The sequence below is a fragment of the Amycolatopsis keratiniphila genome (genome assembly GCF_000400635.2).
GTDB classification, from domain to species: domain Bacteria; phylum Actinomycetota; class Actinomycetes; order Mycobacteriales; family Pseudonocardiaceae; genus Amycolatopsis; species Amycolatopsis keratiniphila.
On record NC_021252.1, the window covers coordinates 2,308,119 to 2,321,186 of the forward strand.

At 69.4% G+C, this 13,068-nt stretch carries 13 protein-coding genes; 5 read left to right on the forward strand and 8 right to left on the reverse strand.

All coding sequences use genetic code 11. From position 1 onward, the window contains the following. Positions 1-78: 78 nt before the first annotated feature. On the reverse strand, positions 79-1,275 hold the full coding sequence (locus AORI_RS51745; RefSeq protein ID WP_016332532.1) for an MFS transporter: 1,197 nt from the start codon (positions 1,273-1,275) through the stop codon (positions 79-81). A 54-nt stretch (positions 1,276-1,329) separates the two neighbouring features. Between AORI_RS51745 and AORI_RS51750 the strand changes: the two genes are divergently transcribed. Beyond that, entirely contained in the window at positions 1,330-2,073 is a 744-nt protein-coding gene (locus AORI_RS51750; protein ID WP_016332533.1) for an AraC family transcriptional regulator, read from the forward strand. Positions 2,074-2,127: 54 nt separating this feature from the next. On the opposite strand, the gene AORI_RS51755 is transcribed toward AORI_RS51750, so the two are convergent. Next, the gene (locus AORI_RS51755) at positions 2,128-3,282 is read right to left on the reverse strand and encodes a thioester domain-containing protein (RefSeq protein WP_016332534.1); all 1,155 of its coding nucleotides are present in this window, start codon (positions 3,280-3,282) and stop codon (positions 2,128-2,130) included. A gap of 328 nt (positions 3,283-3,610) precedes the next feature. Here AORI_RS51755 and AORI_RS51760 point away from each other — a divergent pair, with 328 nt between their 5' ends. Together AORI_RS51760 and AORI_RS51765 are read left to right on the forward strand one after the other, a co-directional pair. Beyond that, positions 3,611-4,795, forward strand: a complete 1,185-nt coding sequence (locus tag AORI_RS51760) for a PQQ-dependent sugar dehydrogenase (protein WP_043848670.1) — start codon at positions 3,611-3,613, stop codon at positions 4,793-4,795. Between the two features lie 119 nt (positions 4,796-4,914). Beyond that, positions 4,915-6,171 (forward strand): type I-U CRISPR-associated protein Cas7, encoded by a 1,257-nt coding sequence (locus tag AORI_RS51765; protein ID WP_228688336.1) that lies wholly within the window; start codon positions 4,915-4,917, stop codon positions 6,169-6,171. Between the two features lie 70 nt (positions 6,172-6,241). Here AORI_RS51765 and argG read toward each other — a convergent pair whose 3' ends face one another. Further along, on the reverse strand, positions 6,242-7,690 hold the full coding sequence (gene argG, locus AORI_RS51770; RefSeq protein ID WP_016332537.1) for an argininosuccinate synthase: 1,449 nt from the start codon (positions 7,688-7,690) through the stop codon (positions 6,242-6,244). A 191-nt stretch (positions 7,691-7,881) separates the two neighbouring features. Here argG and AORI_RS51775 point away from each other — a divergent pair, with 191 nt between their 5' ends. Together AORI_RS51775 and AORI_RS51780 are read left to right on the forward strand one after the other, a co-directional pair. Beyond that, positions 7,882-9,432 (forward strand): molybdopterin-dependent oxidoreductase, encoded by a 1,551-nt coding sequence (locus AORI_RS51775; RefSeq protein ID WP_016332538.1) that lies wholly within the window; start codon positions 7,882-7,884, stop codon positions 9,430-9,432. A gap of 88 nt (positions 9,433-9,520) precedes the next feature. After that, positions 9,521-10,198: a fasciclin domain-containing protein gene (locus AORI_RS51780; protein ID WP_016332539.1), complete on the forward strand. Its 678-nt coding sequence runs from the start codon at positions 9,521-9,523 to the stop codon at positions 10,196-10,198. Between the two features lie 59 nt (positions 10,199-10,257). On the opposite strand, the gene AORI_RS51785 is transcribed toward AORI_RS51780, so the two are convergent. The 5 genes from AORI_RS51785 to AORI_RS51805 all read right to left on the reverse strand — a co-directional run bounded on the left by AORI_RS51785 (position 10,258) and on the right by AORI_RS51805 (position 13,011). Then, entirely contained in the window at positions 10,258-10,563 is a 306-nt protein-coding gene (locus AORI_RS51785; protein WP_016332540.1) for a hypothetical protein, read from the reverse strand. Next, on the reverse strand, positions 10,560-10,961 hold the full coding sequence (locus AORI_RS51790) for an Asp23/Gls24 family envelope stress response protein (RefSeq protein ID WP_016332541.1): 402 nt from the start codon (positions 10,959-10,961) through the stop codon (positions 10,560-10,562). Before AORI_RS51790 ends, AORI_RS51785 begins: the two co-directional genes overlap by 4 nt. Beyond that, positions 10,951-11,517 carry a hypothetical protein gene (locus AORI_RS51795; protein WP_016332542.1) on the reverse strand — a complete coding sequence of 189 codons (567 nt, stop codon included), beginning with the start codon at positions 11,515-11,517 and terminating at the stop codon, positions 10,951-10,953. The genes AORI_RS51790 and AORI_RS51795 overlap by 11 nt, the downstream gene beginning before the upstream one ends. Then, entirely contained in the window at positions 11,508-12,089 is a 582-nt protein-coding gene (locus tag AORI_RS51800; protein WP_016332543.1) for an RNA polymerase sigma factor, read from the reverse strand. The genes AORI_RS51795 and AORI_RS51800 overlap by 10 nt, the downstream gene beginning before the upstream one ends. Positions 12,090-12,237: 148 nt before the next feature. Beyond that, on the reverse strand, positions 12,238-13,011 hold the full coding sequence (locus AORI_RS51805) for an ABC transporter permease (protein WP_016332544.1): 774 nt from the start codon (positions 13,009-13,011) through the stop codon (positions 12,238-12,240). Positions 13,012-13,068 lie beyond the last annotated feature (57 nt).

Genomic DNA, 13,068 nt, shown 5'->3' on the forward strand with positions numbered 1-13,068 from the left:
TCCGCACGGGCGTTTCGACCCTATGGCATCCGGATATCGTCTCAAGTCCACAGTGGACGAGCGATTTTCGCCGTGGTTTCAGTTTCTCTTGTCCACGAGTTTCACGCCATCGGGCGTGTTCCGCTGATCCGTGGCCTTCGGCGTGTCCGGTTCCCCCAGTGAGCGGGTCACGAGCCAGCATAAGGCGGGAAGCGCGATCAACGGTAACAGCCCTGTTTGAAGGGAAGTTTGGTCGGCGATCGTTCCGATGACGGGGCTCGCGAGACCGCCGATGCTGACCGTCAGGCCGAGGGTGACGCCGCTGGCGGTGCCGACCCGCGTGGGGAGGTAGTCCTGGGAGAGGGTGATCTGCAGGGAGAACGGGATGTACAGGCTCACCGCGGCCAGCAGGACGAACGGGAAGAACGCCGGGCCGGGTCCGAACACGACTCCCGCGACCGTGACGACGGTGGCCAGGTACGACCAGCGGACCACGGTGACCCGGCCCCGGCGCCCGGCCAGCCTGCTGCCCAGCAGAGTGCCCACGGCGCCGCCGAGATAGAGCAGGAACAGCGCGGCGCTGCCCGTCGTCGTGCCGCCTCCGGTCCGCTGCTGGGCGTAGAGCGAGACGAACGTGCTGAGCCCGACGAACACGATCGAGCGGAAGACGACCGACACCGACAGTTTCGCGAACGACCTCCAGTCGTCGACGCCGACGACGTCCGATCGAGAGCCGCCGGCGCCGGCCTTCCGCGTGAGGACGCGCAGCACGGGCAGGCAGAGCACGGATCCGGCCAGCGCGGGGACGACGAGCAGCGGTGACATCCGGAGCCCGCCCAGCGCCATGACCGCGGCCACGAGTACGGGGGCGGCCGCGAAGCCGATGTTCCCGCCGAGAGAGAACCAGCCCATGGCCTTGTGCCCGCCGCCGCCCGCGATCCTCGCGACCCGGGCGGCCTCGGGGTGATAGGCGGCCACGCCGATTCCCGACACGGCGACGAACGCGAGTGTCAGCGCGTACGAATCGACCAGCCCGCCGAAGCCGATGCCGAGCCCGCCGAGGAGCGTGGCCGACGGCAGCAGCCACGGCATCGCCCAGCGGTCGGTCAGCGCGCCGAACAACGGCTGGGCCACCGACGAAAGCAGCGAGGCGGCGAGCACGATACCCGACACCGCCGCGTATCCGTAGGCGCGTTCGGCCGCGAAGAACGGCACCAGCGCGGCGACCGAACCCTGATACACATCCACACACGCGTGCCCGGCCGAGAGCAGGGCGATCGCTTTGATCTTCGGCATCCCGCCATGCTTGTCGCGGGTGTCGGTGTCGCGCTTCCGATAAAATGACAAACAATGACGGAAATCCGCCACCTGCCCGAGGCGCCGACCCAGGTCCGGTCACTGGCCTCGGGCGCGATCGTCGACGCGCACCGCCACGACGAACACCAAGTCGTCTACGCCGCCCGTGGCGTACTGGCGATCACGACCGACAAGGGTTCCTGGGTCGCGCCGGCCACGAGGGCCATCTGGGTGCCTGCCGGGACCGTGCACGCCCACCAGGCGCACGGCGACCTCGAACTCCGCCTCGTCGGCCTGCCCGCGACCGTGAACCCCTTGCGGCTGAACGAACCGAGCGTGCTGGCCGTCGGCCCGCTCCTGCGCGAACTCATCCGCGCGTACACCGATCCGCCGCACGACGACACCCCGGAACGCCGCCGGCTGCGAGCGGTCCTGCTCGACCAGCTGCGCGCCTCGCCGCAGCAAGCCCTGCACCTGCCGACGCCGGACGACCCGCGGCTGCGCGCACTGTGCGAGATACTCAGCGCCGATCCGGCCGACAACCGGACGCTGGCCGCCCTCGGCGCCCGCGTCGGGGCGAGCGATCGCACCCTCGCCAGGCTCTTCAAAGCCGATCTCGGCATGACTTTCCCGCAGTGGCGCACACAATTGCGGCTCTATCGCGCTTTGGCCCTCCTCTCCGAGGACACTCCGGTGACCGCGGTGGCGCATGCCTGCGGCTGGTCGTCGACCAGCGCGTTCATCGACGTCTTCCGCCGCGCCTTCGGGCATACGCCGGGCACGCACTACGACCGGTGAACGCGAAAGCGGGGCCGGTCCACAATGGACCGGCCCCGCTTCTTCGTTCGCTTCTTACGCCTCGCTACGGCGACGGCGCACCAGCAGCACCATCAGCACACCCGCGCCGAGGAGCGCGCCGCCGATCACCAGCGGCATGGTCGCGGAGGCACCGGTGTTGGCCAGCTCGTCGCCGCCACCCGACTCGGCACCACCGGGGGTGGTGGGCGCCGGGGTGTCGGTGGCGGGAGCGCCACCCTGCTTCCAGGCCACGGTCGCGTTCGCGACGACCGAGGTCTTCTCGGACTCCGCCACGATCAGGGACTGCGCGGGCACCTTGGCGTAGTTCTCGCCCACGAACAGGCGACCGGTGTCGAGGTGGCCGCTCACCTTCAGCGAGAACGAACCGTTGCCGTCCTTGGCGTCCTTGGGAACGTCGACGTAGACCTTGGTGCCGTCCTTGATGGCGGCGGCCTTGATCTCCTTGCCGTCGGCGTCGGTGACCTTGGCGCCCTCGGGCAGCTTGCTCGTCAGCTCGGTGATGTCACCGTTGGTGGCGATGCTGAACGGACCGATCTTGGAGCCGGTCGCGCCCGAGGCCTTGGCCGGGCCGATGTCGAGGGTCGGCTTCGGCTGCGCACCGATGCCGACGTTCTTCTCGCCGGTGAGGTAGTCGTAGACGGCCAGCACGTCGGCGGACTCTTCGGCGCTCTCGTAGGGGAGCGGCTTCTTGCGGTCGAGGTTCTTGCCGTCACTGAAGTGCCAGACGGCGGCCTGCGTCGCGGTCACGGCCTCCTCGACGGACAGGCCGTCGGTCAGCTTGACGTCCTTGCCGAGCGCGCCCTCGAGCGCCTTCACGGCGACGGCCGGGTAGCCGTGGTGCAGGACCCAGTTGATCTTCGAGTTGTTCTTGTTGAACGGCGAAGCGGCGTCCGGGTACTTGTTCCACGGACGTTCGATCATGTCCTGATCGGTGCGCATGCCGACCTCGACCTGCACGCAGTACATCTTGAGCTTGCTGCCGTCGGAGAGCTTCAGCCCGAACAGCTTCGTGACGTAGTGCTGCCCGCCCTCGAAGTTGACGCTGAAACCTTCGGTGCCGGAATTTTCGACGACCCGGCCCCGTGCCGCGCCGTCGTCGGCGAGGGCGGCCGGAGCGGCCATCGTCAGCGCGACGGCCGCGGTGGCGACCGCGATCCCGCCGCGAACCAGAACTGACCTGCCGTGCATGTGTCTCCTATCCGAAATACGGACCACGAATGCCAGTGCCGCGTGCGACCACAGGCCCCGACCGCAACGGCTCGCCCGGATGGGGGATGAGTAATCCCATCGAGCGAGAGCGGAGCATACAGAAGTCACACAAGTGGCTACTCGGGGGTATGGCCCATGTCCGAATTGCCCCGAAAGAAGGGTGAACGGCAAGAAAACGATCTTGGGCGAGCAGATGTTCGTGCTCGGCCGGAAAGAAACCAACGAAAACCTCGCGGATGGAGGTACCGCCGCTCCGCCGACCGCTGTTGAATTGGACCAGACCATTCACTGGCGATTGGAGTCCCTCATGACGCGACGGCACCTCCGCCGGGGGTTGTCCCTGGTGGCCGGGCTCGCCTTGGCCGGGACGCTGCTCCCGGCCGCGAGCAGCGCGGAAACGCGGGAAACGCGGGGTGTTCCGCTCGGTGAGCTGACCGCCACGGCGACCAAGGTCGCGTCCGGGCTGGTGAACCCGACCGCGATCACGGCGCTCGACGACGGGAGCGGCCGGATCCTCATCGTGGAGAAACGAGGGGTCGTCCGCGCCTACCACCCCAGGACCGGGCTCGCCGCCAAACCGGTCCTCGACATCAGCGACAAGGTGAACGGCGCGGACGTCGAGCGCGGGCTGCTCGGGCTCGCGATCGCCAAGGACAGGCGGGCTTACGTCGCGTACACCCGCAAGTCCGACAGCGCGGTGACGTTGTCCCGGGTCCGGTTCGACACCGGCGAGCTCACCGAGCTGATCACCCAGCCGCATGCCGAGTTCTCCAACCACAACGGCGGCCAGCTGGCGTTCGGTCCGGACGGCTACCTGTACTGGGGGATCGGCGACGGCGGCGGAGGCGGCGATCCGCTGGCCAGCGGGCAGCGCCTGGACACGCTGCTGGGCAAGATCCTGCGCGTCGACGTCAACCGCGCGTGCCGTCCGCTCAAATACTGTGTCCCGGCGGGCAACCCGTTCGCCGGCGTCGCGGGCGCGCGGCCGGAGATCTGGGCGTACGGGCTGCGCAATCCCTGGCGCTTCTCCTTCGACCCGGCCGATGGTTCGCTGTGGATCGGCGACGTCGGCCAGGGCCGCTTCGAGGAGGTCGACCACCTCGCCAAGGGCAAGGGTGGCGCGAACTTCGGCTGGTCCTGCAAGGAGGGGCCGGTCGTGTTCGACGAGACGCGGTGCGAGGACGGCGTGACCTACACCGAACCGGTCTTCCACTACATCTCCGGCGCGGAGGGCTGCGCGGTGATCGGCGGGCACGTCTACCGCGGCCGGAAGTACGCCGCGCTGGCAGGCGGGACCTATCTCGCCACCGACTTCTGCCAGGGAACGGCCTGGGCCGTCCGCAAGAAGGCCGACGGCACCTACGAAAGCGCCCGCATCGGCCAGTTCCCGCTCGACGCCACCACGTTCGGCACCGATCAGAACGGCGAGCTGTACCTGGCCGACGAGACACCCGGTGGGCTGCACCGGATCTCGTTCGCGCGCAAGGGCTGAACCGGCTTCCCCTGCCGCGTCCGCCCGGCGCGGCAGGGGACCTGATCGCGTTTCATCAAGTTTTCATCCTTCCTCCCTAGCTTTGGGTTCGTTCGGTGAATTCAGTGATGGAGGGCGACGTGGAGCAATCATTCCCACCCGGAGGCGCGCAGTGGCCGCCGCCGCAGGGCTGGGTCCCGCAACCGGTACCGGCGCCGCCCGCCCGGAAACCCCGGTGGCCGCTGTTCGCCGGGATCGCCGGGCTGGTGGTGGTGCTTCTCGCGGGTCTGACGACCTGGTTGCTGTGGCCCTCGAACGCCGGCCGTGAACCCTTCGAGCAGGCACTGGCCGGGCTTTCCTCGGCGCCCGCCGTCCGGAACAGCACCTCCGCGGTCGGCGGGATGATGGAGACGGACGTCAAGACCACGGCGTACGGCGAGACGTCCGGCACGATGTCCTTCCAGGGCAAGAAGATCGAGATCCTGGTCGTCGGCGGCAAGGTGTTCTTCAAGGCGCCCGAAGGCCTGCTGCCCGGGGCGTCCGCGGACTCGGCCGAGGAGCTCAAGGACCGGTGGATCACCGGCGAGGACGAGCTGTTCGGCCCGGTCCTGCAGCAGTTCGAGTCCCCGGAGAAACTCGCGAACCGGTTGCGCGAGGCGCTGGAGCGGGCGGACGAGATCACCGAGGGCCAGAACGTCCGGGACGTCCCGGCGCTCAAGGCGAGCACGCCCGCCGGCGATCTGTACGTGTCGAAGGAAGCGCCGCACCGGCTTCTCCGGTACTCCGTGAAAATGCCCGGCGGCATGCCTCCCCTGCCCGGCGCGGGTTCGCAGCCGCAGCTGCCCTCGGGTGCCGGTCTCGGTGACTCCGATGTGGACGCCTTGTCACCGCAGGAGACCGACGCCGTCTACGAAGAACTGACGTCGAACACCAAGAAGCTGACCGGTGCCGTCAATACCGGCGTGCGGTTCGACATGGACGGCGCGGCCACGGTCGCGTGCAGTGCCTCGGGCTGCACGGTGACCGCGAACGTCACCAGTTCCGCCTCGGCGAGCGGCGGGAAGGTCACCGGCCAGGTCAACGCCACGATGACCGCGAACGTCACCATCGGCGGCCGCTCGGCGGGCAGTTGCCGGAACACGGCCACGCTGCCGATGAACGGCTCCGGCTCGATCAGCTGTGTCAACGGCGGGGCGGGCGGCGTCTTCTCGGCTGTCGAGGCGGAGAAGAAGGCGGACGCGGAAGCCCGGTCGCGAGCGTCGGGCGGCGTTCCCGTCCAGTACCAGATCGAGAGCATCGCCTCGGTTTCCGTGCTGGCCGAAGCGATCGGGCAGGTCGAGATCACCCGGCTCGTGGACGAGTTGGGGCAGCGGCGGTCCCAGCTCGGCGGCAAGTAGAAAGAAACAGCGCCGGGCGTACGGCTTCGATGCCGCGCGCCCGGCGCTTTCGCGTCCCGTTCGATTCGGGTCAGTCGGTGCCGGATTCGATCGCGGCGTGGTCGAGCAGTTCGTCCTCGCCCGAGGCCTTGCCGCGCGAGGCGATCGCCTGCGCGCCGCCCGCGTCCATCGCCCCGATCAGGCCGGTCGACGCGGCCTGCGCGGCGCCGATCAGCGTCGGGTGCCCGCCGCCGACCATGCCGAGCCCGGCGTACTGCTCGAGCTTGGCGCGCGAGTCCGCGATGTCGAGGTTCCGCATGGTGAGCTGGCCGATCCGGTCCACCGGGCCGAACGCCGAGTCCTCGGTGCGCTCCATGGACAGCTTGTCCGGGTGGTAGCTGAAGAACGGGCCGGTGGTGTCGAGGATCGAGTAGTCCTCGCCGCGCCGCAGCCGCAGGGTGACCTCGCCGGTGACGGCCGCGCCGACCCACCGCTGCAGCGACTCGCGCAGCATCATCGCCTGCGGGTCCAGCCAGCGGCCTTCGTACATCAGCCTGCCGAGACGGCGGCCCTCGTTGTGGTAGCTGGCGAGGGTGTCCTCGTTGTGGATCGCGTTGACGAGCCGCTCGTACGCCGCGTGCAGCAGCGCCATGCCCGGCGCCTCGTAGATCCCGCGGCTCTTGGCCTCGATGATCCGGTTCTCGATCTGGTCGGACATGCCGAGCCCGTGCCGTCCGCCGATGGCGTTGGCCTCCAGGACCAGGTCGACCGCGGTGGCGAACTCCTTGCCGTTGATCGTCACCGGACGGCCCTGCTCGAAGCCGATCGTGACGTCCTCGGGCGCGATCTCGACCTCGGGGTCCCAGAACCGGACGCCCATGATCGGGTTCACGATCTCGATGCCGGTGTCGAGGTGCTCCAGCGACTTGGCCTCGTGCGTCGCGCCCCAGATGTTCGCGTCGGTCGAGTAGGCCTTCTCGGTGCTGTCCCGGTACGGCAGGCCGTGGGCCTGCAGCCACTCGGACATCTCCTTGCGGCCGCCGAGCTCGCTGACGAACGCGGCGTCCAGCCACGGCTTGTAGATCCGCAGCGACGGGTTCGCGAGCAGGCCGTAGCGGTAGAACCGCTCGATGTCGTTGCCCTTGAAGGTGGAGCCGTCGCCCCAGATCTGGACGTCGTCCTCGAGCATCGCGCGCACCAGCAGGGTGCCGGTGACCGCGCGGCCGAGCGGGGTCGTGTTGAAGTAGGTGCGGCCGCCGTTGCGGATGTGGAAGGCGCCGCAGGACAGCGCCGCGAGACCTTCCTCGACCAGCGCGGCCTTGCAGTCGACGGCGCGCGCGATCTCGGCGCCGTAGGCCTTCGCCCGGCCCGGGACCGACGCGATGTCGGGTTCGTCGTACTGGCCGATGTCAGCGGTGTAGGTGCACGGCACTGCACCCTTCTCGCGCATCCACGCGACCGCTACCGAGGTGTCGAGGCCGCCGGAGAAGGCGATCCCGACGCGTTCGCCGACAGGCAGAGAGGTGAGTACCTTGGACATGATGGAAGTATATGCATAGGAGTGTATGACCATGCAAGCCGGGGTGAGCGGCGCAACTCGGGTGAGTGGTCGCGTGGGTCGTGAGTGGCGATTCGGGTTCTAACCCGGATCGCCACTCACGACCACCTGTACCGAGACGGTGTTACGCAAGGCCGACCTGTCCGCAGGGCCGGCCGCCTCGAATACCGGGCATGGAGACTTCGCGGACCGCTCGGGAACCACGCCTCCCCGTCTTCGGGGCCGCGCTGATCGGGGTCGTCGCCCTCGCCGCGGCGCTGGCGGCCGGTCATCTGGTGGCCGGGTTCATCAGTGCCAACGCTTCGCCGTACCTCGCGGTCGGCAACGGGGCGATCGATCTGACGCCGGTCGGGCTGAAGGATTTCGCGGTCCGCACCTTCGGCGTCTACGACAAGCTCGTGCTGCTCGGCGGGATGGCCGTGGTGATGGTGCTCGCCGCCGCCGTGGCCGGGATAGCCTCGCGCCGGTCACCCGTTCCGGGCATCACGCTGATCGCCGCCTTCGGGCTGCTGGGCGGGTTCGCGGTGGCGCAGCGGCCCGACCTCTCGGCGGTCGCGCTGCTCGCACCGCTGGCCAGCCTGATCGCCGGGGTCGGCGTTTTCTTCTGGCTGCATCGCCTGGCCTCGGCCGCTCCCCAGGCCGAAGTCGCGGGCGCATCACGCAGATCGGTGCTGCTGGCCGGGGTCGGCGCCGTCGTGGCCGCCGGGGCCGCGGGGGCCGGAGGTCAGCTCCTCGCCGGCACGCGAGACGCCGAGTCCTCGCGGGCGGCCGTCGGGCGGCTCGTTCCCGCCGAGCCGGCGCCGCCCATCCCGGCCGACGCGGATTTCGCGAAGCTCGGCACGCCGACGTTCCTCACCTCGAACCGCGACTTCTACCGCGTCGACACTGCGCTGTCGGTGCCGCAGGTCCGGGCCGAGGACTGGAGCCTCCGGCTGCACGGCATGGTGCGCGAGGAAAAACGGTTCAGCTACGACGACATCCGCGGCAGGCCGCTGATCGAGCGCACGATCACCATGACCTGCGTGTCCAACGAGGTCGGCGGGAACTACGTCTCCACCGCGAACTTCATCGGCGTGGACCTCGGGGACCTGCTGCGGGAGGCCGGGGTCCTGCCCGGTGCCGAGCAGATCTTCTCCACCAGCGTCGACGGCTGGACCGCGGGCAGCCCGGTCGTCGCCGCGCTCGATCCGGAACGGGGCGCGATGCTGGCGATCGGCATGAACGGGGAACCGCTGCCGGTCGAACACGGTTTTCCGGCGCGAATGGTCATCCCCGGTCTCTACGGCTATGTTTCGGCGACGAAATGGGTCAAGGACCTGGAGATCACCACGTGGAAAGCGCGCCGGGCGTACTGGCTCGAACGCGGCTGGGGTGAGCAGGCCCCGATCAAAACGCAGTCCAGGATCGACAGTCCGAAAGGATTCGAAACGGTACCCGCCGGCAAGGTCCGCGTCTCGGGTGTCGCGTGGGCGCAGCACACCGGGATCGAGCGGGTCGAAGTCCGGCTCGGCGCGAACGGAAGCTGGCTGCCCGCAACGCTTTCCCGTGAGGTGGGGGTGAACACCTGGCGGATGTGGTGGACCGAATTCGACGTCCCGGCCGGCAGTCACCAGGTCACCGTCCGGGCGGTCGACAAATCCGGCTACACCCAGATCGACGCGCGCGCCGGAACCGTTCCCGACGGGGCGACCGGCTGGCACGTCATCAGTTTCACCGCACGGTGATCGGCGTCACTCGAATGGGTGGCAATCCGATTTCACCGTGGTTCCGAATACCCGGTAAGAGTCCGAAAAACAAATGGAGTGATTTTCCGTGAGCAAGCTTCGCGTCGCAGGAATCGGTTTCACCGCGGTCACCGCGCTGGCCCTGGCCGCCTGCAGCAGCAACGACAGCGCTTCGTCCGGCAGCTCCAGCAGCGCCCCCGCGCCCGCCCCGTCCTCGTCGATGTCGGCCCCGATGTCGAGCGCCGCTTCCGGTGACGGGGTCACCACCAACGCCGACGTGTTCGGCCCGGCCTGTTCGCAGCTGCCGCAGGGCAGTGCGCCGGGTTCGCTGGACTCGATGGGCCCGCAGCCGGTCGCCAGCGCCGCTTCGACCAACCCGCTGCTGACCAAGCTGGTCGCCGCGGTGAAGGCCACCAACCTGGTGGACACGCTCAACAGCCAGCAGGCCATCACCGTGTTCGCCCCGGCGGACCCGGCCTTCCAGGCACTGGGCGACGCCAAGTTCGCCGAGCTGGCGGGCAAGCCGGACCAGCTGGCCCCGATCCTGCAGTACCACGTCGTCGGCAAGCGTTACGACGCCAAGGGCCTGGAGTCCGCCAAGTCGGTGGAGAGCCTGAACACCGCGGGCGGCCCGGTCAAGATCGAGGGCTCCGGCGAGAACATGACCGTCAACGGCGCCAAGGTCCTGTGCGGCAACATCCCGACCAAGAACGCCACCGTCTTCGTCATCGACAAGGTGCTGACCCCGGGCACCAACAAGAACTAGGTCCCCGCCTCGAGAACGCGGTGGCCACGCCTTCGGGCGCGGCCACCGCGATCTTCGTGTCAGGGAACGAGCGCGGCGGCGTCCACATCGGTCACCACGAGCCGCAGACTCGCGTTCTCCCAAGGGGTTCCGGCCAGCACGGCGCGCAACGCGGCCCCTGCGACCTCCGTGAGCGGCGGGATCGGCACCTCCAGCGCGACCACGCGGAGCTCGACGACGTTCTCGGAGATGTCGACGGCCATCACGTCGAGATCCCACGGCACCGCCGACGCGGCGGCCGTGGTGGACGGCGTGGCCGCGCGCAGCCCCGGTATCTCGCGAAGCGCGCTGAGCAGCGAAGCGGTCAGTTCGGATCGTGCGGTCACAACAGTCCTCCACGGATTTCGATGTCCAAAATGGACACCGAGACGGCCGACGGGGTGAGCCCGGTCGCCTCGGTGACCGCTTTGCCCACGGCTCGCTGCACCGCCTGCGCGGTCGCGGCGGCCTGGTCCAGGCCGGAGAGCGAGAGGTCGATCTCCACCCGCACGTCCGGCGGGTCGTGCTCGACGAACGCGCGGACCCCTTCCGTGGGCGCCGGTTCGAGGCCCTTGATCCGCTGCCGCGCGATCCTGGTCAGCGAACCGGCCAGCCCGCGCAGCCCGGGTTCCAGGCGTACCACGCCGGGGACCCGGGCCGCGGCGTGCGCGGCGACCGCCGCGATCACCGGCGGGGCGATCACCGTCTCGACCAGTTGCCGGGCCGGTGCTTGCTCACGCGTCATAGAGGTCCTCCACCACCAGATCGAGCCGGGCCAGGCGGAGACCGACCCTGGCGCCCGCCGCCGCGGTGACCCGCTCGCGGACGACGTCCAGCGAGTCACCGTCGAAATCATGCGCGATCGCCAGGTTCAGCTCCACGTTCACGGCCAGCGGGTCCGTGATGTCCGGTGCGGGCAGGACCCGGCAGCGCCGCGCGCGGACGCCGTCGACGGAGTCCGCGGCGAACCGCAGCACGGCCGCGACCGCCTGATCGCTCACCTGGACCTCGCCAGGCTCCGGGCTCGCCAGGGGCACCAGATCGCGACGCCGCACCTCGGCGCGGATCGCGGACATGATGCGGCCGGTGAGGTCCGGCGACGGCTCGGCGTCGTCTTCGGCCAGTTCCCTGGTCAGCCCGCGCAGCACCAGAAGGCTTTCGCGGGTCGCCCGGCAGTGCGGGCAGTCGAGTTCGTGCGCGTCCGCCCGGCCGGCGTCGACCTCGTCGAGCCGGTCCCAGACCTGTTCCACATCACGGCCGCACGGCAGCAGGTAGTCGCGGGTCGCGTGGTTCATCGCCATGGCGCCATCACCTCCGCCAACTGTGCTCGTGCTCGCGCGATGCGTCCGCGCACCGCGGTGGTGGTCGCCCCGATCGCCTTCGCGATCTCCTCGTAGGAGCGACCGTGGACCTCGCGCAACAGCCAGCAGGCCCGTTGCTCCGCGGTCAGCTGGTCCAGCGCGCCGGTGAGCGCCGTCATCTGCGCGCTCGTCTCGGCCGCGCGATCCGGCCGCCCCGCCGAACCGGTGGACTCCTGCTGGTCCAGCTCGACGTCGGCCACCGGTTTCCTGGCGCGGATCACGTTCAGGCACCGGTTGGTCGTCATCCGGTAGAGCCAGCCGACGAACGCCGCGTCCTCCTGCAGCTGGTCGAGCCGCCGCCAAGCGACGAGGAACACCTCCTGGACGACGTCCTCGGCGTCCCCTTTGTTCCCCAGCATCCGCAGCGCCAGCCGGTACATCGGCCCCTGGAACCGCAGGACGAGCTGCTCGTACGCGCGGATCTCGCCGTCGCGGGCGCGCGCCACCAGCGTCGCGTCGTCCAGCACCGTTTCGCCGGCCGCGAGCGGCTCTGTTCTCGCCGAAGCCGTCATCGAGCGCACCTGTGCAGCGCCGTCATGCCGAAGCTCCCTTCACCCCACCCGGACAGGTGGTCACCCGTTAAGACACCGCTTCCCCGGAAACGTCACGCGGGAAACCCGATCCAGCCGACCACGGCACGGCGGATCGCGCACGGCGAAGTCAGGTGATCGCCCGGTGGCGGAACGCATGCAGACCCGCAGGGGTGAGCACGACCAGCGCGAGCACCAGCGCGAGCGAGCAGAGCCACGCGGGCAGATGGGCGACCTCCGGGGTCAGCGCGCCGCGCAGGCCTTCGCTGACGTAGGTCATCGGGTTCAGCGCGCAAAGGGCGCGGAACCAGGGGACGGCGGCGAGTTCGGGGAACGGGAACTGCGCGGAACCGGTGAACAGCAATGGCGGCATCACCAAGGAGAAGGTGATCCCGATCCGGGCGGGGGAGACGAGTGAGCCGATCGTCACCCCCGCCGCGCCACCCGCCAGCGCGCCGAGCACGGTGTACCCGAGCGCTGCCGGGAGACCGGACGGCCGCCAGGACAGTTCGCCGAGTACGAGCGCGCCGACCGGGACCATGAACACGGCCGTGACCAGACCTCGCGACGCCGCGGCGAAGATCCGCTCGACGACGATCCAGGCGAGCGGCACGGGTGCCCGCAGCCTGTTCTCGATGGTGCGGGTGGCGAACTCCATGGCCAGGGGGAAGGACGCGTTCTGGGCGGCGGCGAAGAACGCGTTCAGCGCGACGAGCCCGGGCAGGAGCAGCCGCGCGTAGCCGGGTGGGGTGTAGCCGAGCGCGCCGAGGACCTTTCCGAACACCAGGAGCATCAGCACGGGTTGCATGAGCACCTGCGCCAGTACTCCGCCGAGCTGTTTCCGGGTGATGAGCAGATCGTGTTCCAGCAGCCCCCAGAACACGCGCCACGGACTCGGGGTCATATGCAAAGCTTACGCTTACTTATATTCGTCAGTTTCGCGAGTTTGGTGTGGAATCGA